This is a genomic window from Enterococcus sp. AMC1252 (assembly GCF_058216515.1).
The window spans coordinates 973,835-993,728 of record NZ_CM177097.1; the positions used below are offsets into that span (position 1 = coordinate 973,835).

At 35.4% G+C, this 19,894-nt stretch carries 19 protein-coding genes; 16 read left to right on the plus strand and 3 right to left on the minus strand.

Annotation, left to right across the window (positions count from 1 at the left end):
• Window position 1: 1 nt before the first annotated feature.
• From tmk to AC4BB5_RS04550, 8 genes are all read left to right on the plus strand, one after another.
• Window positions 2–646, plus strand: coding sequence for a dTMP kinase (gene tmk, locus AC4BB5_RS04515; RefSeq protein WP_069645447.1), 645 nt, complete (start codon window positions 2–4; stop codon window positions 644–646).
• A gap of 14 nt (window positions 647–660) precedes the next feature.
• Window positions 661–990 carry a cyclic di-AMP receptor DarA gene (darA, locus tag AC4BB5_RS04520; RefSeq protein WP_010760520.1) on the plus strand — a complete coding sequence of 110 codons (330 nt, stop codon included), beginning with the start codon at window positions 661–663 and terminating at the stop codon, window positions 988–990.
• A 1-nt stretch (window position 991) separates the two neighbouring features.
• Window positions 992–1,942: a DNA polymerase III subunit delta' gene (gene holB, locus AC4BB5_RS04525; protein ID WP_490458199.1), complete on the plus strand. Its 951-nt coding sequence runs from the start codon at window positions 992–994 to the stop codon at window positions 1,940–1,942.
• Between the two features lie 14 nt (window positions 1,943–1,956).
• Window positions 1,957–2,796, plus strand: coding sequence for a PSP1 domain-containing protein (locus AC4BB5_RS04530; protein WP_490458200.1), 840 nt, complete (start codon window positions 1,957–1,959; stop codon window positions 2,794–2,796).
• On the plus strand, window positions 2,789–3,136 hold the full coding sequence (locus AC4BB5_RS04535) for a DNA replication initiation control protein YabA (protein WP_010773302.1): 348 nt from the start codon (window positions 2,789–2,791) through the stop codon (window positions 3,134–3,136). The genes AC4BB5_RS04530 and AC4BB5_RS04535 overlap by 8 nt, the downstream gene beginning before the upstream one ends.
• Before the next feature lie 86 nt (window positions 3,137–3,222).
• Window positions 3,223–4,089 (plus strand): 16S rRNA (cytidine(1402)-2'-O)-methyltransferase, encoded by an 867-nt coding sequence (gene rsmI / locus AC4BB5_RS04540; RefSeq protein ID WP_490458201.1) that lies wholly within the window; start codon window positions 3,223–3,225, stop codon window positions 4,087–4,089.
• A gap of 259 nt (window positions 4,090–4,348) precedes the next feature.
• Window positions 4,349–5,566 carry an ammonium transporter gene (locus AC4BB5_RS04545; RefSeq protein ID WP_490458202.1) on the plus strand — a complete coding sequence of 406 codons (1,218 nt, stop codon included), beginning with the start codon at window positions 4,349–4,351 and terminating at the stop codon, window positions 5,564–5,566.
• Between the two features lie 11 nt (window positions 5,567–5,577).
• A complete protein-coding gene (locus tag AC4BB5_RS04550) occupies window positions 5,578–5,919 on the plus strand; it encodes a P-II family nitrogen regulator (protein ID WP_490458203.1) in 342 nt (113 codons plus the stop codon).
• A 69-nt stretch (window positions 5,920–5,988) separates the two neighbouring features.
• Here the strand turns inward: AC4BB5_RS04550 and AC4BB5_RS04555 are convergent, their stop codons facing one another.
• On the minus strand, window positions 5,989–6,567 hold the full coding sequence (locus AC4BB5_RS04555; RefSeq protein ID WP_490458204.1) for a hypothetical protein: 579 nt from the start codon (window positions 6,565–6,567) through the stop codon (window positions 5,989–5,991).
• A 169-nt stretch (window positions 6,568–6,736) separates the two neighbouring features.
• On the opposite strand from AC4BB5_RS04555, the gene AC4BB5_RS04560 reads away from it, so the two are divergent.
• From AC4BB5_RS04560 to AC4BB5_RS04570, 3 genes are all read left to right on the plus strand, one after another.
• Window positions 6,737–7,720 carry an HD domain-containing protein gene (locus tag AC4BB5_RS04560; RefSeq protein ID WP_490458205.1) on the plus strand — a complete coding sequence of 328 codons (984 nt, stop codon included), beginning with the start codon at window positions 6,737–6,739 and terminating at the stop codon, window positions 7,718–7,720.
• A gap of 40 nt (window positions 7,721–7,760) precedes the next feature.
• Window positions 7,761–8,894 carry a DNA polymerase IV gene (gene dinB, locus AC4BB5_RS04565; RefSeq protein WP_490459026.1) on the plus strand — a complete coding sequence of 378 codons (1,134 nt, stop codon included), beginning with the start codon at window positions 7,761–7,763 and terminating at the stop codon, window positions 8,892–8,894.
• Between the two features lie 105 nt (window positions 8,895–8,999).
• The gene (locus AC4BB5_RS04570; protein ID WP_490458206.1) at window positions 9,000–10,418 is read left to right on the plus strand and encodes a cryptochrome/photolyase family protein; all 1,419 of its coding nucleotides are present in this window, start codon (window positions 9,000–9,002) and stop codon (window positions 10,416–10,418) included.
• A gap of 154 nt (window positions 10,419–10,572) precedes the next feature.
• On the opposite strand, the gene nrdG is transcribed toward AC4BB5_RS04570, so the two are convergent.
• Window positions 10,573–11,175 (minus strand): anaerobic ribonucleoside-triphosphate reductase activating protein, encoded by a 603-nt coding sequence (gene nrdG, locus AC4BB5_RS04575; RefSeq protein WP_490458207.1) that lies wholly within the window; start codon window positions 11,173–11,175, stop codon window positions 10,573–10,575.
• A gap of 180 nt (window positions 11,176–11,355) precedes the next feature.
• Window positions 11,356–13,548, minus strand: a complete 2,193-nt coding sequence (gene nrdD / locus AC4BB5_RS04580; protein WP_490458208.1) for an anaerobic ribonucleoside-triphosphate reductase — start codon at window positions 13,546–13,548, stop codon at window positions 11,356–11,358.
• Between the two features lie 309 nt (window positions 13,549–13,857).
• Here nrdD and AC4BB5_RS04585 point away from each other — a divergent pair, with 309 nt between their 5' ends.
• From AC4BB5_RS04585 to dltB, 5 genes are all read left to right on the plus strand, one after another.
• Complete coding sequence (locus tag AC4BB5_RS04585; protein ID WP_490458209.1) at window positions 13,858–14,625, plus strand: ABC transporter ATP-binding protein; 768 nt, start codon at window positions 13,858–13,860, stop codon at window positions 14,623–14,625.
• Entirely contained in the window at window positions 14,615–16,699 is a 2,085-nt protein-coding gene (locus AC4BB5_RS04590; RefSeq protein WP_490458210.1) for an ABC transporter permease, read from the plus strand. The genes AC4BB5_RS04585 and AC4BB5_RS04590 overlap by 11 nt, the downstream gene beginning before the upstream one ends.
• A 265-nt stretch (window positions 16,700–16,964) precedes the next feature.
• Window positions 16,965–17,114: a teichoic acid D-Ala incorporation-associated protein DltX gene (locus tag AC4BB5_RS04595; protein ID WP_086312046.1), complete on the plus strand. Its 150-nt coding sequence runs from the start codon at window positions 16,965–16,967 to the stop codon at window positions 17,112–17,114.
• A gap of 14 nt (window positions 17,115–17,128) precedes the next feature.
• On the plus strand, window positions 17,129–18,646 hold the full coding sequence (dltA, locus tag AC4BB5_RS04600) for a D-alanine--poly(phosphoribitol) ligase subunit DltA (protein WP_490458211.1): 1,518 nt from the start codon (window positions 17,129–17,131) through the stop codon (window positions 18,644–18,646).
• A complete protein-coding gene (dltB, locus tag AC4BB5_RS04605; RefSeq protein ID WP_490458212.1) occupies window positions 18,643–19,848 on the plus strand; it encodes a D-alanyl-lipoteichoic acid biosynthesis protein DltB in 1,206 nt (401 codons plus the stop codon). Before dltA ends, dltB begins: the two co-directional genes overlap by 4 nt.
• Window positions 19,849–19,894: the final 46 nt, after the last annotated feature.

Below are 19,894 nucleotides of genomic sequence, written 5' to 3' on the forward strand. Positions count from 1 at the left end.
AGTGCAAGGTATTTTTATAACGATCGAAGGCCCAGATGGCGCAGGAAAAACAAGTGTATTGAATGAGCTATATCCAAGGCTAGATTTGGCAGCAGAAAGAAGTATCATTAAAACAAGAGAACCTGGCGGTATTCCCATTGCTGAGAAAATTCGTCAAATTATCTTAGATCCGAGAAATCAAGAGATGGATGAGCGGACAGAGGCATTGCTTTATGCAGCAGCTAGACGTCAACATTTGATGGAGAAGGTTTTACCTGCTTTAGAAGAAGGAAAGATCGTTTTATGTGATCGCTTTGTAGACAGTTCTTTAGCATATCAGGGTGCTGGTCGACGTATCGGTGTTGAAGCGATTGCAGCAATCAATGAATTTGCGATTGAAGGAACTGTACCTGACTTTACGATTTATTTAGACGTAGATTCAGATACAGGGCTGAACCGTATCAAAAATAATCGTCAACAACAAATTGACCGATTGGATTCAGAAGGACTGGAATTTCATCAACGAGTCCGCCACGAGTATCTTAAACTAGTGGAAGAGAATCCAGAAAGAATTACGAAGATCGATGCCAGAATGAGTTTGGAAGATGTTGTGGAAGCAACCTTTCAAGCAATCGTAAAACGTTATCCAGAATATTTTAGAAACTAGGAAGGTGACCGAATATGAAAATTATTTTAGCGATTGTCCAAGATAAAGATAGTAACCGTTTAGCCAATGAATTTATTGATGCCAACATTCGTGCAACAAAACTTTCATCAACAGGCGGCTTTTTAAAAGCTGGAAATAGTACATTTATCGTTGGGATTGATGATGATCGTGTAGAAGAAGCGCTGGAATTGATCAAAAAAACATGTCAATCTCGTAAACAATATGTGTCAACTCCTGTAACACTAGATATTACGATGGATGGACAAGTCCCTTATCCTGTCGAAGTTGAGGTGGGCGGTGCAACAGTCTTTGTACTTCCAGTAGAAGGGTTCCATCAGTATTAAGATGAACGAAGCACAGGTATTAAGTGAACAGCAACCGTTGCTTTACCAGCAACTTCAAAAAAGTTTTGAGCATGGTCGTCTTGCCCATGCTTATCTTTTTGAAGGCGATACAGGAACTGGTAAAAAAGAGTTTGGTACATGGATGGCAAAACATATTTTCTGCACAAATTTAACAGATAATGTTCCTTGTAATCACTGTAATAATTGTTTACGGATCAGTGAGAATGAACATCCAGATGTATTACAAATTGCACCAGATGGTCAAACGATCAAAGTAGATCAAATCAGAGCTTTGAAATCAGAGTTTAGCAAAAGTGGGGTGGAAACAGCCCAAAAAGTCTTTTTGATCGAACAAGCGGATAAGATGAGTGTTGGAGCAGCAAATAGTCTATTAAAATTCTTAGAAGAGCCAGAAGGAAAAGTTTTAGCGATTTTAGAGACAACCTCCTTAGCTAAAATTTTACCGACGATTCAATCACGTTGTCAGGTTCTTCATTTTCAACCTTTAGTTAAGGAAAAATTAATTCATGCTTTGACAGAAACGGGAATCAATAAAAATACAGCAACTCTTTTGACAGAGTTGACAAATAGTTTTGACAAAGCAGTTGAAATCTCTCAAGATGAATGGTTTAATGAAGCTAGGGAAATTACTCAACGGTGGTTTGATTACATGATAAAAGATGATCTACAAGCTTTTGTCTATGTTCAAAAAAGACTGATCAAAGTCTTCAAAGAAAAAGACCAACAAGCGTTGAGTTTTGATTTATTACTTGCTTATTATCGTAAACAACTTACTGAAAGTGTGGCGCAAGAACAACTCAAACGTGTGGTAGAACAACAGGCACAGCGGGTTGAATTGATTTTAAAAGCACGACAAAAGTGGGAAGCTAATGTTAGTTTTCAAAGTGTTTGCGAACAATTAGTGATACGAATGATTCACCCTAAAACATAAATAGGAGGATGAAAATGGTAGAAGTAGTAGGAGTTCGCTTCCGTGAAGCAGGTCATATCTATTATTTTGCTCCTGGAAAATCAGAGTATTTTTACAATGAGAAAGTTCTTGTAGAATCACAGCAATCTAAACAGCTTGCCACGGTCGCAATACCGAAAAAATCTATTGATCCAGAAGACTTACCTGAGGAATTAAAACCCATTTTAAATAAAGCATCAGAAACTGATTTAGAGAAAGAACAAAAAAATGTGGATGATGCAAAAGCTGCACTAAGTGTGGCCAAAGAGAAAATTCGAGCACATGAATTAGAAATGAAATTGATTCGTGTTGAATATACGTTTGACCGCAGCAAAATGGTTTTTTATTTTACAGCAGATGGTCGAATCGACTTCCGTGAACTAGTCAAAGATTTGGCAGCAATTTTTCGTACAAGAATCGAATTACGCCAAATCGGTGTCAGAGATGAAGCGAAGATTTTAGGTGGAATCGGTCCTTGTGGTAGACAATTATGTTGTTCGACTTTTTTAGGTGATTTTATGCCAGTATCGATTAAAATGGCTAAAGATCAAGGCTTATCATTGAATCCAGTAAAAATTTCTGGTTTGTGCGGGCGCTTGATGTGTTGCTTAAAATACGAGAATGACGAATACGAAGCAGCGAAGAAAGAATTACCAGATTATGGTAAAGATGTGATCACACCAGATGGCAAAGGCCGTGTAGTTGGTTTGAATTTATTGAGCCGCATCATCAAAGTCCGTTTAGTTGGACGTGAAACAGCAGTAGAATATGATTATGAAGAAATAAAAGAAGCAACAGAAAAAGCTCAAGCCGAAAAAGGTGATCACAATGGATAAACGTTCTTTATATGATGGTCTGAGTTCTTTAGAGACGGATCTACAAGGAACTTTGGGACAATTATCAGAGATTAAAGAAGCTCTTCACGAGTTAGTTGAAAAAAATACAACACTTGAAATCGAAAATCAACGCTTACGAGAACATTTGCAAGAATTGACTAAATTAGCCAGTGACCCAAATGATCCTGCTAAGCAGGAGCTTTCTAAGTCTCGAATGAATTTAGAAAAACTTTATGAAGAAGGATTTCATGTCTGCAATATTTTGTATGGCTCACGCCGTGAAAATGATGAAGAATGTGCTTTTTGTTTAGATGTTATTTATGGAGAAAGATACAAATAAATTTTAATCTAATCAAATGAAGAGGCTGTGACAAAATTTGTCTCAGCTTCTTTTTACATTAACCTAAGTGCTGAAAAGGAGTAATTATGCAAAAACAAAAAAGTTTTGATTCATCTAGCATTGGACAACTATATTTGGTGCCCACACCAATCGGAAACTTAGAGGATATGAGCTTTCGCTGTATCAATATCTTAAAAGAAGCAACGATTATTGCTAGTGAAGATACCCGAAACACGCAAAAATTGCTGAATCATTTTGAAATTTCGACGCAACAAATCAGTTTTCATGAGCATAATTATAAAGAACGAATTCCGCAGTTTATAGAACGTTTAGAAGCTGGTGAGATTATTGCTCAAGTTAGTGATGCTGGTATGCCTTCAATTAGTGATCCAGGTCATGAATTGGTTGAGGCATGTATCGAAGTCGGAATCAAAGTAATCGCTTTACCCGGGCCGACAGCGGGAATCACTGCACTGATTGCTTCCGGATTATCGCCACAGCCATTTACATTTTATGGTTTTTTACCTCGAAAGAAAAAAGAACAAATCGATGTTTTAGAGAAGTTGAAAACAGCAAGTTCAACGCAAATTTTTTACGAATCACCTCATCGAATTGCTACAACGATAAAGCATTTCTCAGAAGTATTTGGTGAAGAACGGAAAGCCGTGATTTGTCGTGAATTGACGAAACTTCACGAAGAATATCTTCGAGGTACTTTGGCTGAATTGAGAGATTATTTAGCAGAGAATACGTTAAAAGGGGAGTGCTGTCTTTTAGTTGAAGGTGCTGATGGTTCAGATGTAGCAGAAAATGAAGATTTAGAGCTTTCAATCAAGGAGCATATCGACGTATTAATGAATACAGGAAGTTCTTCAAAAGAAGCCATCAAAGAAGTTGCAAAGCTTCGCGGGTTGAAAAAACAAGAGGTTTATAAAGAGTTTCATGTAGATTGAATTGAATAGTGAAAATAAGCTGATTTCTAAAGTCAGTTTATTTTTTTATAGTAATTGGTTTATTCAATTAAACACATATAACGAGATGAAACCGCTATATTGGTATAGATGTTATTTTTTATAACGTGAATTGTCAGAAAAATGAAATTATTTCGTTTGGTCAAGGGATTTTTGTTAGGAAAATTTAATAATCGATGCTAAAATAACCGACAAAGCTAAAATGAAGGTTGGCTTATTTTTTTAATTGGAGGGCTTTGTTATGGAAACAGGAAATATTGCATTTATCATGATTTGTTCTGCGATGGTTTTTTTGATGACACCCGCTTTAGCATTTTTTTACGGCGGATTGGAGCGAAGAAAGAATATTCTCAACACAATGATGATGGTGATTTGTGTAATGGGATTGGCATCGGTTTTATGGGTCATCATTGGTTATTCAATGTCCTTTAGTGGAGAAAATTCATTCGTAGGAAACTTAGACAAGGTTTTTTTTAATAAGGTTTCAATGACCGTTGGAAAGAACATTCCAGAAGGTTTATTTGCCGGATTTCAAATGATGTTTGCTTTGATCACTACGGCAATTATTACTGGTGCTGTTGTTGGACGGATGCGCTTTTCAGCAATTTTCTTATTTATTGGAATTTGGTCTTTAGTTGTGTATTATCCAATGGCGCATATGGTGTGGGGCGGTGGTTTCTTAGAGCAAATCGGTTCAATCGATTTTGCTGGTGGAAATGTAGTTCATATTAGCTCTGGTATTTCAGGTTTGGTTTTAGCACTCGTTTTAGGTCAACGGAGAGAATATCGGCAAACAGAATATCGTCCACATAACATTCCTTTTGTGGTTTTAGGTGCTGGTCTACTTTGGTTTGGCTGGTTTGGGTTTAATGCAGGCTCTGCATTGGCGGCTGATGGATTGGCGATCCATGCGATGCTTACGACAAATACAGCTGCAGCAAGCGGGATGCTTTCTTGGATGCTGATTGAAAAGTTGGCGATTGGAAAACCCACTGTTGTTGGTGCTTGTACAGGTGCTGTCGTGGGATTAGTAGCAATTACACCAGGAGCAGGTTTTGTTTCTCTGTGGAGTTCATTTGTACTGGGGGCATTAGTCAGTCCGTTTTGTTATTATTTTATTTCGTTTGTTAAACATAAATTTGGGTATGATGATGCACTAGACGCATTCGGATGTCATGGTGTTGGCGGGATTTTTGGCGGAATCATGACTGGGATATTTGCAGATCCTGCGGTAGGAGGGAAAATTGGACTTATCTACGGTGGAACAGAATTATTTGTAGCCCAAGTTGCTAGTATTGCTTTTACGATCGTATTTGCCGGGGCTGCTAGTTTTATTATTATCAAAGGAATTCAATTGTTTATACCCATCCGCGTTTCAGCCAAAGAAGAAGCGTTGGGATTGGATCGCATAGAACATGATGAGACGGCTTATCCAACATTTATGGGATTAGATTCTTAGGAGGATGAGAGATGAAAAAAGTAGAAGCAATCATTCAGCAGGAAAAATTAGAAGAATTGAAAGTCAGAATCGATCACAGTTTTGAAGCACTAGGTATGACAGTAAGCCAAGTGTTGGGTTTTGGTAATCAAAAAGGGTTGAAAGAATATGTTCGTGGTCAAGAAATCATCACGACATTATTGCCTAAAGTAAAAGTCAGTTTTGTTGTTTTAGATGAAGAAGTGGAAGAAGTTATTTCTTTAATATTAGCTATTTGCCAAACTGGAGAAGTAGGGGATGGCAAAATATTTGTTTATCATGTTGAAGAAGCGATTCGAATTAGAACAGGTGAAAGAGGAGAAAAAGCGATTTAAAGTGATAAAAAAGAAGTAATCCAGCATTTAAAATACAGCTGTTTTACTTCTTTTTTTTATAAATATAGTTTACTCAAAAGACGCATTATCGATTTTTTTTATGCGCTCAGCCGCTTTGTCTTCAGATATTTTTGTGTACTTCTGAATGACAGTATAGCCTGGTTGTTCGTTTGAAGAGCCAAAAGCAAATAGATAATCTTTTTCAATAAAATAATTAAAACTATTTTTCATAGAATCACTTTTATCCAAAACAGTATCTGGATCAAGTGAAGAAATGACTTTATACTTGTCATAAGTCAAAGTATAAACACCATTGTTTTCGGTATAGTGACCGCTAACATCAATCTTTTTCTCAATACTGCTGAAAGCGTACATAGAAAACGTGTCATCACTATTCATTAAAAGTAGTTCAGTAGAGTCTTTCATTGGCGCTGTATAATTAGCAGAGCTAGCTAATTCTTTCATAGCATCTTTTTCCGTGAAAACATCTGAACGATAATTACCGACAAGAAGCCAGTTATCAGTTGTAATTTTTTCTTCTACAGTTGTACTGCTAGTACTTTCTTTCGCTGTCTCTTTCTTATCTGAACAAGCACTTAATGATAAGAAACAAAGCAACCCAAGAGTAACGAATACCATTTTTTTCATCTCAATCTCTCCCTAACAATAATTTTCAAACAATTCTCATGATAGCGCACTAATTAACTTTAATCAATGTAAAAAAGACATTAATTGTAATAGAATAAATCTAGTTGTAAATGAACAAACGTTCGTATATAATGTGTATACAATATAATTGATTTATGAAGGAGAAAAAATGATTGTTGAGGATGTTTTGTATGGTTCATATGAAGTTGAAGAAGTTCTAGCATCATTGATTTTATCAGAAGAAATTCAGCGTTTAAAGGATGTTCATATGGCAGGACCAGCATTTTTGATTAACCCAACTTGGAATGAAACGCGATATGAACATTCTATCGGAGTTATGTTGTTGATCAAAAGACTTGGAGGGACAATAGAAGAACAGATTGCTGGTCTACTACACGATGTATCACACACTGCATTTTCACATGTGATCGATTTAGTTTTGTCTAATCAAACGGACGATTATCATGAGCAAATCAAAGCACAATCAATTGAAGAATCTGTAATTCCTGTTGTATTAAAACAATATGGGTTTGACTATCGGCAGATTTTACTAGATGATGAACAATGGGAATTATTGGAACAAAAATTACCTTTGCTGTGTTGTGACCGGATTGATTACACGTTGCGAGAAGTTTATCGCTATTTCTCTGTTCCATTACAAGAAATTCAGTGTTTTTTGAAATCAATCAAAATCATTGAGAATAAGATTATTTTAGAGTCGATTTGTTGGGCTGAATGGTTTATAGAACAATATCGAAAAGTAGTAATCGATTTTTTTTATGATCCTCGAAATATTTGCAGCTATGAGTGGATGGCAAAGGCAATCCAACTTGGATTAGCAAATAAAGAAATGACTTTGGATGATTTGAGGATGACAGATTCAGCATTTCTCAAGAAGCTGAAATCAATTGATTCAACTGAAATCCTGCAATTATTGGTTAATATGGATCATCCACCGAAATATCGCGTTTGTTCCAGCGAAGATGATTATGATATACAGCAAAAAAAGAAAATAAGAGTTGTTGATCCTTTAGTAAAATTGTCCGATAAGATTGTTCCAGTATCAACAGCTTCAAAAATCGCTCAAGTAAAGATTAATAAAATGCTTGATATTAGCAAAAAGGGAATTTTTATTAAATTGATTAAGGAATAAAAATGCAATAGACCTAGTTGAAAGGAGGCTGGCGACCGTGATCAGTGAACTGCGTTTTCCCTTAAAGAAGGATACTTCTCGTAAGATTATTCATATCGATATGGATGCTTTTTTTGCTTCAGTTGAGGAACGTGACCATCCTGAATTAGTAGGACATCCTTTAGTGATCGCACGTCATCCAAGTGATACAGGTGGTAAAGGTGTTGTGACAACTGCAAATTATGAAGCACGTAAATTTGGGATACATTCTGCAATGAGTGCTCAAAAAGCCTATGAATTATGCCCAGAAGCAATATTTAAACCTGGAAATTATGAAAAATATTCTGAAATTTCTCAGCAAATCAGAGAAATTTTTCGACGCTATACAGATATTATCGAACCAGTTTCAATAGACGAGGCTTATTTGGACGTCACCGCAAATAAAATAGATAGCAAATCTGCAATTAAAATTGCTAAATTGATTCAATACGATATCTGGAACGAATTACATTTAACCTGTTCAGCGGGTGTCAGTTATAATAAATTTTTAGCTAAACTAGCTTCTGATTTTCAAAAACCTAAGGGCTTAACAGTTGTAATGCCGGATGAAGCCGAAGCATTTTTGAAAGCTTTGCCTATCGAGAAGTTTCATGGAGTAGGTAAAAAGACTGTACCTAAAATGCATGACTTAGGTATTTTCACTGGTGAGGATTTATACAGTAAAGATGAGATGGAGTTGATCCGTAATTTCGGTAAAATGGGTTACTCACTTTACCGAAAGGTACGTGGGATTCATGATTCTCCTGTAAATATAACTAGGGACCGCAAATCAGTAGGGAAAGAGCATACATATGGCACACCACTAACGACTGAAGCACAAGTTACTGCTCAATTGAGGCAATTAGCAGAGCGCGTAGAAGAGTCATTGGAGCGTGTCCAAAAACACGGAAAAACAGTTGTGTTGAAAGTTCGTTACGCAGATTATACAACTGTAACGAAACGCCGAACACTGCCAGAGTATATTTCTAAAAAAGAAGAATTGTATTATCAAGCAAATTTGATTTGGGAAGAGATACTAGGTCTTGAACAAGGGATTCGATTATTAGGGATAACATTGACCAACCTTGATCCGATGGCGTATGAGAACATGGTGTTACCTCTATGGGAAAAACAACAGATTGAGAAAGAAAAATAGTGAAAGAATAATTTTGCTGATATTTTTGAATCAAAAGGGTTTAAATTTTAGTGATAAATAAGTCTTCATGTTACGACTTATTTATACATGCGAAAGGAAAATTCAATGAGTAAAACAATTATGTGGTTTCGTAAAGACCTTCGTTTAGATGATAATACAGCGTTTAATAAGATGATAGAAGACAGTCAAGAGACAGATGAACTGATTTGTCTTTTTCAATTAAATCCGTTGCAATTTTTAGAAGATAGCTATAATCATGATGCCTTTTTTTATAGCTTATTGAATTTTTATGAACATGCTAAAGCAAATAATATAACGATTCATTTTTTATACGGGAATCTGGAAGAAAATTTTAGACAATTAAAAAAAGCTTTTCAAGACTGGAATGCAGTCTATTTCAATAAAGACGAACGTGGTTTCGGTAGAAAACGAGATCAAATAATAACCAATTTTTTTGAAAGCAACCAGATTCGAGTGCATTCTTATCAAGATAGTCATATCCATGGTGTTGAAGAAATTAAAAAGCCGACAGGGGAAAGCTACAAAGTTTTTACGCCCTATTTTAGGAAATGGCTGACGATGCCTAAACGAATGTATCAAAGAACATTAAAGAGCAATCGTTCTTTTAAAAAGCTTACACATCCATTATTTAATGAGGGGCAAGTTCACTTTAAGCAGATTGTTGAAAAAATAGAGCTCCCTTTTGATTATGAATGTGGGGAAGCTGCGGCTGAAAAATATTTAACAGAATTTGTAAAAAACCACCTACACAATTATCAAGAAGGACGAGATTACCCTTTTTCAAATCAAACCAGTAAACTATCAAGTTTTTTGAGAACAGGAGAACTATCAATTCGCAAAGTATGGTATGCCCTTAATGCTGAGCCGGATTCGAATGGTCGCCAGGCATTTATTTCGGAACTTTGCTGGCGTGATTTTTATAATATGATTTATTTTGAAAACCCAAAGCAAAAAACACAAGAAATCAAAGAAAAATATCGACAGTTACAATGGGGCTATAACAAATCCTTTTTTGAGCAATGGAAAAAGGGACAAACTGGGTACCCGATTGTTGATGCTGGAATGAGGCAACTCAATCAAACTGGTTGGATGCATAATCGGTTGCGAATGATTGTTGCATCATTTTTGACAAAAGATTTAATGATTGATTGGCGGATGGGAGAAGAATATTTTCAGAAAAAATTGATTGATTATGATTCAGCGAGTAACATTGGAGGATGGCAATGGGCAGCCTCCACAGGAACAGACGCAGTGCCTTATTTTCGAATATTCAATCCTACGACGCAAAGTGAAAAATTTGATCATGATGGGGATTTTATTCGTCAGTTTATCCCAGAATTGAAAAATGTACCAAATGAATATATCCATGAGCCAAGTAAAATGCCAATTAATATTCAAAAATCTTCTGGGGTTTCTATTGGGGAAAATTATCCAGCTCCAATAGTCGATCATAGTAAAATCCGTTCAGAAGTCCTTACATTTTTTAAGACAGATTCTGTTTAGCTAAGGATAAGTAGAATGCCCACAACTTTTTACTGTTGTTGTTCTGTTTTTGAAGCATGATAGATTAAGGCATCCTAATTTGTTTTCTTGAAAAATGAATGAACGATTCAATAAAAACCGATGCAGTAGCATCGGTTAAAGGTGATCATATAGATTAAATCAAATTGCTTTTTTTTATTTGTTCATAGGCTTGTTCAGCATCATGGCATTTGTCCCAAATCACAGCTTGCCCAATGGCTAATGATTTTTTGACATCAATAATTCGTTGGTTACTACTGCCTCTAAATTGAAGATTTAAGTTCTTCTTAGATAATTCAAAACGTCCATCTACTAAGATATCAATTTTGTTTAATAGCTCAAGTTTGTCTTTAGATTCTAGTAGTAACTCTTCGAATGTATAACCAGACCAAGACCAGATATCTTTTTTTAGTCCAAATTCTTTATGCACGCGGTCGACAACGGTCAAACAAACGGTTGTATTTAAAAAAGGTTCTCCACCTAATAGGGTGAGTCCTTGCACGTAATCGTGAGATAAATCTTCGATGATTTTGTCTTCTAGCTCTTCTGTGAATGGTTTACCATAGCGAAAATTTTGTACAGCTTTATTAAAACAACCTTCACAAGCAAAAAGGCATCCACTAACATATAGACTATTTCGTACACCTTCGCCATCCACAAAGTTAAAAGCTTTATAATCAGCAATATAGTTTTGACTAAATTCTTCAGCCAACCATTCTTGAGGTTTAGGGTTTTTCATTGTTAGTCATCCTTTCAAATAAAAACGATGCCTGCAAAAGATTGCAGGGGACATCGTTTTTTTGGAATCTAGCTAAATGAACCAACTCTTCGGAAAAAAAGTAAATAATGCTAGTGACAAAAAGCGCCACAATCAATATCTTCTATTTTTCTGTCAGAGTTGACTGTTTCATACCACTTTTTATTTCATATGTTTCACTCGTGACGAGATTTCTTTGTGTCGTCCGTGAACCATTGGCCTAGCTTGGGGATTACCTAGATATCCACAGGTTCGTTTGACAACATCACATGATTTTGGATCATGGTTGCCGCATTGTGGACATTCAAAACCGCGTTCTGTTGGATTGAAATCTCCTTCAAAACTGCATTCATAACAATGGTCGATCGGTGTGTTGGTACCTAGATAACCGACACGGTCATATGCATAGTCCCAAACAGATTCTAACGCTTTTGGATTTTGTTGTAGGACTGGATATTCACAATAATGAATGAATCCTCCAGAACAATATTGAGGATAGTCTTTCTCAAAATCTAATTTTTCAAAAGGTGTTGGATTTTTTCGGACATCGTAGTGGAAACTATTTGTGTAATAATCTTTATCTGTGATATTTTCCACCACGCCAAACTTTTCAGTGTCTAAACGGCAAAAGCGATCCGTTAAACTCTCACTTGGTGTTGAGTAAACACTAAAGTGATACCCGTAAGTATTGCCCCATTTATCTGCATGAGCTTTTAAATCTTTTAAGATCGCAAGCGTAAAGTCTTTTGCTTCAGGATTTGTTTCCCACTCACCTCCGTAAAAGGCAGAAGCTACTTCATATAACCCAATATAACCGAGTGAAACAGTAGCACGTTTATTTTTGAATAATTCATTGACAGAGTCTCTTCTAGACAATCGTTTGCCAAATGCACCATACATATAGAGAATCGGGGCATTTGCAGGGATGGCTTCTTTACAACGATCAACCCGATAAACCAACGCATCTTTCATGATTTCTAAACGTTCAGTAAGAAGTGTCCAGAATTTATCCACATCGCCGTGAGCTTCCATGGCAATTCTAGGGAGATTCAAGGTAACGACGCCTAAGTTCATTCGACCGACATTGATTTCTTCTCCCTGTTCATCTTTCCATCCTTGTAAGAAAGAACGGCAGCCCATTGGCACTTTGAAACTTCCTGTTAAATCAACTAATTTATCATAATTTAAAATATCTGGGTACATTCTTTTGGTCGCACATTCCAATGCAAGTTGTTTTACATCATAGTTTGGATCTGTTTCATTTAAATTTACGCCACGTCTTAAAGTGAAAATCAATTTAGGAAAAATTGCTGTTCTTCTTTCACTGCCTAAGCCATTGATTCTAATTTGTAAAATTGCTCGTTGAATCTCACGTTCGAACCAGTTCAAGCCTAATCCAAACCCTAGAGAAGTGAATGGTGTTTGTCCATTAGATGTGAACAAGGTATTGATTTCATATTCTAAACTTTGCATTGCATCATAAATATCTTTTTGTGTTTTGGTTTTGGCATATTCTTCTTGACGATCAGACCCGTCGATCCATTCTCTAGCATCATCTAAATGTTTTTGATAATTTAATTCAGCAAATGGGGCTAATAGTTCATCCACACGATCGGCAGAACATCCACCGTATTGACTGGAAGCAACATTTGCAATGATTTGAGAAATTTGAGCTGTAGCGGTTTGAATCGATTTAGGCGATTCGACTTCAGCATTTCCAATCTTGAACCCATTATTCAGCATTCCTTTAAAATCAATTAAGCAGCAGTTGGTCATTGGGGTATATGGATGATAATCTAAATCATGATAATGGATGTCGCCTTTTTGGTGTGCATTTGCAACATGAGGAGGCAGCAGTTTCAAACCAATTGATTTTCCTACTATTCCAGCGGTCAAATCGCGTTGCGTGTTGAAAACATCACTATCTTTATTTGCATTTTCATTTACCACAGACTGGTCTTTGTTGATTAATTTACTAATTGTGAAATTGATATCGGTCGCCTTACTGCGTTCAAAATCACGACGAGTGCGGTAGTTGATGTATTCTTGTGCCAGCTCATATTCATTTTTCGTAAGCAAAATATGTTCGACAATATTTTGAATTTCATAAATTTTTACATTATCAGAGAAACGATCTGAAATTTCATGATCAATTCTTTCCACGATTTCTTGAATCCGCTCATGAGCAAGGGGATCCAAAGACCCTCGAATTTTTTGTTCAGCTTTGATCAAAGCGTCATAAATTTTTTGATCATCAAAATCAACCAATCGTCCATCTCTTTTGACGATTTTTATCGTATTCAAGGCTGAATTAGTAGAACTCACTTCATTATTAGCTTGTTTTATCTCCATCATTTGCTACCCATCTCCTCATAGATTTATTCCTTCCTTATCATAAAACAATTCATTAAATCTTTCAACTATATATAGTGTGAAATTTAATTTTTAATCCTTTATAACAACTACATATAGTGTTTATGAGAAATGAAAATAAAGTGAAAACAACTCCCAGATAGGTTTGTGGAAATTGTCACAACTTTTAACTTAGAAAAATAAGTTATTACTAAAAAACTTTTTATTATTACTTAATTGTAAGAGGAAACGATGTTCAGCTACTCTAAATATTGGTAGAATAAGGATAATGAATAAACTGGAGCGAAATCTATGAAAAAAATTTTAGAAGTGAATCATTTAAGCAAGTTGTATGGATATCGAAGTAACCGGGTACAAGTTTTAAATAACATTTCCTTTTCTGTTGAACAAGGTGAATTTGTTGGCATCATGGGTCCAAGTGGGGCAGGTAAATCAACATTACTGAATACTATATCAACAATTGCACTACCAACAACTGGAAGTGTCCGAATCGATGGTCAAGATATTTTGAAAATGCGAGATAATCAAATCAGTGATTTTCGCCGAAAAAAATTAGGGTTTATTTTTCAAAACTTTAATTTAATGGATACACTGACTGTAAAAGATAATATTTTGCTGCCTTTAGCCGTAGATCGAATGCCCTTGAACGAGATGGAGCAGCGCTTAGATCATGTTGCTAGTGTCTTAGGGATCGATCAATTACTGGCTGATTATCCAAATATGATCTCAGTCGGGCAAAAACAGCGTGTGGCTGCAGCAAGAGCATTGATCACCAAACCTAAAATCATTTTTGCGGATGAACCTACAGGCTCCTTAGATTCGAAATCAGCAGCTGAGTTGCTTCAGTATATGACAAATATGAATCTACAAGATGATGCAACAATCATGATGGTCACTCATGATCCATATACGGCGAGTTATTGCAATCGTATTCTATTTATCAAAGATGGAGTGATTTTTTCGGAAGTTGTTCGTCAAGGTTCAAGAAAAGAATTCTTTAACCGAGTGATCGATATGCAGGCAACGATTGGTGGAGGTGGTCGTGCGAATGATTTTTAACTTGTCTTGGAAAAACTTTAAAGGCCAATTTCTTAACTACTTAGTTTATTTTGTCAGTATGACCTTTGCAGTCGTTGTTTACTATTGTTTTAGTGCAATTACATATAATAGAACACTAGCTAATAGGGTTGGTCAAGAGGTTCATATCAATGGCGCGATGAACCTAGGTGGTATTTTGGTTGTGATCATGATTTTGGGATTTATGTTTGCAGCAAATCATTTCTTCTTATTAAAAAGAGGAAAAGAAATTGGCCTGTATCATTTAATTGGTATGCGAAAAGGACAGATTTCATTTCTATTTTTGATTGAAACATTGATGTTAGGGGCAGTATCGCTAGTCACTGGGATTCTTTTGGGGATTATTTTTTCTAAGTTATTCTCAATGATTTTAGCAAAAGCAATGTTTTTACAAGTAGAAAGTTTGTTTTTTGTTTCAATCCCTTCTATGATTCAAACAAGCTTAGCCTTTGTTTTTATGTTGTTGACGGTTTCACTTCGAAGTAGTTGGTTGATATATCGCTATCAAGTAACAAATTTGCTTAAGACAGTTGAAAAAAGCACGATTAACTCCAAAAAATTACCTGTACTAAGGATTTTTTTAGGTATTCTAGGTGTTGTATTTATTTTTATAGGCTATTTGTTATCGTACAATATTATTCGTTTTGGGACCATTTTGATGCATACGAGATTGGGGTTTTCTGGTTTTTTGATTGCGCCGCTAGTTATTATGTTTATTTGTATCTTAGGGACATATTTATTTTTTAAATATACTATGTATCTGATTGCATTTTTATTTGGTAAGAATAAATTTAATTATTATCGAAATTTAAATATGTTGGCGTTGGGAAATACAAAACTTTACATTAAAAGAGGCGGGAATACTTTATTTGCGGTAACGATTTTTATTGCTATTGCTTTAGGAATGATTGGCGGGGCAGCGTCTATTTATACTATAGGTATGAATTCGGTGAATATATCGACACCAACCGATTTTATGGTGGCTGAGAATGATTTTGAAAAAATTGCTCAAATAATAGAAAAGGAACCGGATACAAAAATTGAAGAGCTAGTCACATTAAATTATAAGTTGACGGGTAGCCAATTTCATCTTAAAATTGGACAGGAAGAAAATCAAAATGCAGTAAGTCCAATAAACCTAATGTCACTTTCAAATTATCAAGAATTTCAAAGAATAAACCCATATTTAAAAAATATTGAATTAAAAAACAATCAAGATATTGTTGTCCTAGATAGTATTCAAAATATTCTAAGTGGATTTATTCGTTATGACTCTATTTTTAATTTACCTAATGGAATAAAACTTCATGTATCGGAGATAAGACCTGATTACTTAGGTCAAGAGCTATTAAGGTATAGTTTTACGACGATTGTTGTATCAGATGAGCAGTTTGAGAAAATAAATTCAGGTATAACATACAAGCTGATGGCTTTTAACATTAAAGCAAATGATGAGGAAGCACTTGCAAATAAGCTATCTGAGTCTATTAAACCTAAATGGGATGCCCCTATCTATTACCAGTATCAGTGGGTAAACAATCAATTGAAAGGTTATATTACCAAAAGTAGTCAGCAGACAGAGAAAAAAAATGAACATGACTTCTCAGAAAACGCTGAACAGGAATATTGGCAATTGAACTACACTAGCCGATTCTCAGATCTAAGGTATCAGAGAAGAGTCATGGGGTTATTTATTTATGTGGCTGTATTTTTAGGTATCTTAGCGTTGATTATCACTGGTAGTATTTTGATGCTGCAACAATTTTCAGAAGCTGAGCGAGAAAAAGCAAGTTATGATTTGTTAAAGAAGATTGGGGTTCCAAAAAAAGAAATTACTAAGCTTGTTTATCAGCAAAATAGTATTATTTTTTTTCCGCCAATGATTATCGGTGTCTTACATGCGTCATTTGCAATTTATGTTTTTAGCAAATATATTTCAAGTTCGGGTTATTGGTTAGCATATCTTTCTTGTGGACTGTTGATTTTGATTTATCTTGCTTATTATCTTTTAACATCAGCGATTTATTCGCGAATCATCCACAGGAAAGATCAGTGATTGCTTAATTTTTTGTTAAGCAATTGGATAGATCTTTCAATCAAAAAAAATGATTTAAAAAAATAGTTTTTCTTGTATTTTTTTACTATAAAGAGGGTGGAGCAATCATTTTCATTTTTTGTCCCGCCTTTTTTTATGCAGAAGTGACAAAATTGTTAGTGGAAAAAAAGCTTTTATTTACGAATTAAGTTTCTTTTCTCAGTTCTTTTGATTACAATAGCAGTACGAAAATGTGAATATATGTAATTTTGGAGGCATAAATAAAATGAAACAATTTTTTGATAAACCTAATGTCCAGTATTGGGGTAAAATTATCGGCAAAACCGTTTTTTATTTTGGCATACTTTTAATGTTGATTTATTTATATCATTATAAAAATATTGATGGTGGCTCATTTATTTATAATGAGTTTTAGGGAGGGAACACTTCATGACGATTTTAAATATTATTGAAGCAATCGATCGTTGGGGGATGACAGAGCCAAACCGTCCCGTTTATATTGAAACTAATCGAACGTATACTTATGGGGACTTGAAAAAAGACTCAGATGCAATTGCTACTTATTTGCAAAAACACATAGAACGCTCCCGTCCAATCGTTGTTTATGGAGAGTTAGAATTTGAGATGTTGGCTTGTTTTTTAGGCGCATCAAAAGCTGGACATGCTTATATACCAATTGAAGCAAATACCCCGGAAGAAAGGGTTGAAATGATTTTAAATGTAGCTGATCCAGCAGTGATTTTTTCTGTCAAAGATTGGACTGGGCTTGAAACCAATGCTGAAATAATTTCCTTGGGAAAACTACAGGATATTTGTGTGCAGACTAAGGTTATGGATAGGTCGTTTAAACCGGTTTTAGAATCTGAAACCTACTACATTATTTTTACCTCCGGCACTACCGGTATCCCTAAAGGAGTTCAAATCAGTCATACAAACCTTTTAAGTTTTGTGAATTGGGAATTGACGGATTTTGGAATTACCGAAGGTATGCACTTTTTATCACAGGCACCTTACTCATTTGATCTCTCTGTAATGGATTTATATCCTGCTTTGACTTCTGGTGGATCGCTAACTCCGATGCGAAAAGAGGTTATTAACGACTTTAAGCAATTGTTTACTGTTCTGCCGACTTTAGAAATAGAAGTTTGGGTTTCAACCCCTTCGTTTATGGATATTTGTTTGATGGAACCAACATTTGATGAAGACCATGTTGATAGTTTGAAGATTTTTCTATTCTGTGGAGAAGAGCTACCTAAAGCAACCGCACAGAAATTATTGGAAAGATTTCCGAAAGCTCATGTTTTTAATACGTATGGGCCAACGGAAGCAACAGTCGCCATTTCTGGTGTAGAGATCACACAGAAGCTTTTAGATGAATACAATCGCGTGCCCATAGGTTATGTAAAAGAGGATACGACTGTTTACATCATGAACGATGAGCAGGAGGTCTCCGCTGGCGAAGTAGGAGAAATCGTAATTGCAGGTCCAAGTGTTTCTAAAGGGTATTTACATAATCCTGAAAAAACAGCGGATGCTTTTTTTGAGTATAAAGGGCAATCAGCGTATCGAACTGGTGATGCAGGCAAGTTAAAAGATAACATGTTGATTTACGATGGGCGGATTGATTTTCAAGTGAAACTTCACGGTTATCGAATAGAGCTTGAAGACATTGATCATCATTTAGCGAACGTTTCTTATGTGAAACAGGCAGCTGTTGTTCCAAAATACCAAAATCATAAAGTTCAACAATTAGTAGCATATGTGGTCGCTCATCCTCATGATTTTGAAAAAGAGTTTAAATTAACCAAAGCAATCAAAGAAGAATTAAGTTTGTCAGTGATGGATTATATGATTCCTCAGAAATTCATTTATGTGGAACAATTGCCTCTGACAGCAAATGGAAAGATCGACCGTAAAGGGTTGATGAATGAGGTGAATGCAACGTGATCGACTTTCCTCATATGATTCCTTATGCGAATCCAATTTATTTTATTTATTTGTTAACCGCTCTTACGCCGATGATCCTCACATTACTGATCAAAGGAAAGCGTTGGGCATGGTATCAGGTTTTAATTACCTTATTGTTCTTGTATATGAGTTTTGGTGGTGAAGATTGGAAACAAGGAGCAGCGTTGATCGTTTATGTTATTTGGCAGACGATTTTGGTTTGGTTCTATTTTCATTATCGTCAAAAGAAAAATGAAAGTATCATCTTTTATCTGGCTGTATTTTTAGCTATTTTACCGTTGGTCTTAGTGAAGGTTGTACCGTTTGTATCAGGGCATGCTTCATTACTAGGATTTTTAGGGATTTCTTATCTAACTTTCAAGTCTGTGCAGATTATTATGGAAATGCGTGATGGTTCGATCAAAGAATACAATATATTCCGTTATATTGAATTTCTGTTATTCTTTCCAACAATTTCATCTGGGCCGATAGATCGTTATCGCCGTTTTGAAAAAGACGTTGAAAATCCGCCTACCCCTGAAAAATACGTTGATTTTTTAGGAAAAGGAATTCATAACTTTTTCCTGGGATTTTTATATAAATTTATTATTGGGTATTATTTTGGGCAAGTATTGATTCCTGTAGTGGCTAAGATGGCTGTGAAAACAGGTGGATTTTCTTGGGAATTAGTCGCATACATGTATATTTATAGTATGTATTTATTCTTTGATTTTGCTGGTTATAGTTTATTTGCAGTTGGAACTAGCTATTTGATGGGATACGATACACCAATCAACTTTAACAAACCGTTCTTGAGTTGGAATATCAAAGAATTCTGGAACCGTTGGCATATGACGCTATCGTTTTGGTTTCGTGATTATGTTTATATGCGATTGATGTTTACATTAATCAAGAAAAAAGTATTTAAGAGTAGAATCGTAGCTTCAAACGTTGGTTATTTTGCCTTATTCTTACTGATGGGCGTCTGGCATGGTCTAACGTGGTATTATCTAGCCTATGGATTCTATCATGCAGCACTGATTTGTTTGACCGATGCTTGGCTACGTTTCAAGAAAAAACATAAAGAGCAAATCCCATCAAACAAATTTACGCATGCTTTTGCGATTTTCTTAACTTTTAATGCAGTTTGCTTTAGCTTCTTGATTTTTTCAGGTTTTTTAGATACATTATTCTTTAAATAAAAAAATAACATACAGCGTAAAACTGTACGAATAGAGGAGAACTATA

Bases quoted from the DNA above. Each gene is read 5' to 3' on its own strand.
- darA (WP_010760520.1), top strand. From the start codon at position 661: ATGAAAATTATTTTAGCGATTGTCCAAGATAAAGATAGTAACCGTTTA.
- holB (WP_490458199.1), top strand. From the start codon at position 992: ATGAACGAAGCACAGGTATTAAGTGAACAGCAACCGTTGCTTTACCAG.
- AC4BB5_RS04530 (WP_490458200.1), top strand. From the start codon at position 1,957: ATGGTAGAAGTAGTAGGAGTTCGCTTCCGTGAAGCAGGTCATATCTAT.
- AC4BB5_RS04535 (WP_010773302.1), top strand. From the start codon at position 2,789: ATGGATAAACGTTCTTTATATGATGGTCTGAGTTCTTTAGAGACGGAT.
- rsmI (WP_490458201.1), top strand. From the start codon at position 3,223: ATGCAAAAACAAAAAAGTTTTGATTCATCTAGCATTGGACAACTATAT.
- AC4BB5_RS04545 (WP_490458202.1), top strand. From the start codon at position 4,349: ATGGAAACAGGAAATATTGCATTTATCATGATTTGTTCTGCGATGGTT.
- AC4BB5_RS04550 (WP_490458203.1), top strand. From the start codon at position 5,578: ATGAAAAAAGTAGAAGCAATCATTCAGCAGGAAAAATTAGAAGAATTG.
- AC4BB5_RS04555 (WP_490458204.1), bottom strand. From the start codon at position 6,567: ATGAAAAAAATGGTATTCGTTACTCTTGGGTTGCTTTGTTTCTTATCA.
- AC4BB5_RS04560 (WP_490458205.1), top strand. From the start codon at position 6,737: ATGATTGTTGAGGATGTTTTGTATGGTTCATATGAAGTTGAAGAAGTT.
- AC4BB5_RS04570 (WP_490458206.1), top strand. From the start codon at position 9,000: ATGAGTAAAACAATTATGTGGTTTCGTAAAGACCTTCGTTTAGATGAT.
- nrdG (WP_490458207.1), bottom strand. From the start codon at position 11,175: ATGAAAAACCCTAAACCTCAAGAATGGTTGGCTGAAGAATTTAGTCAA.
- nrdD (WP_490458208.1), bottom strand. From the start codon at position 13,548: ATGATGGAGATAAAACAAGCTAATAATGAAGTGAGTTCTACTAATTCA.
- AC4BB5_RS04585 (WP_490458209.1), top strand. From the start codon at position 13,858: ATGAAAAAAATTTTAGAAGTGAATCATTTAAGCAAGTTGTATGGATAT.
- AC4BB5_RS04590 (WP_490458210.1), top strand. From the start codon at position 14,615: ATGATTTTTAACTTGTCTTGGAAAAACTTTAAAGGCCAATTTCTTAAC.
- AC4BB5_RS04595 (WP_086312046.1), top strand. From the start codon at position 16,965: ATGAAACAATTTTTTGATAAACCTAATGTCCAGTATTGGGGTAAAATT.
- dltA (WP_490458211.1), top strand. From the start codon at position 17,129: ATGACGATTTTAAATATTATTGAAGCAATCGATCGTTGGGGGATGACA.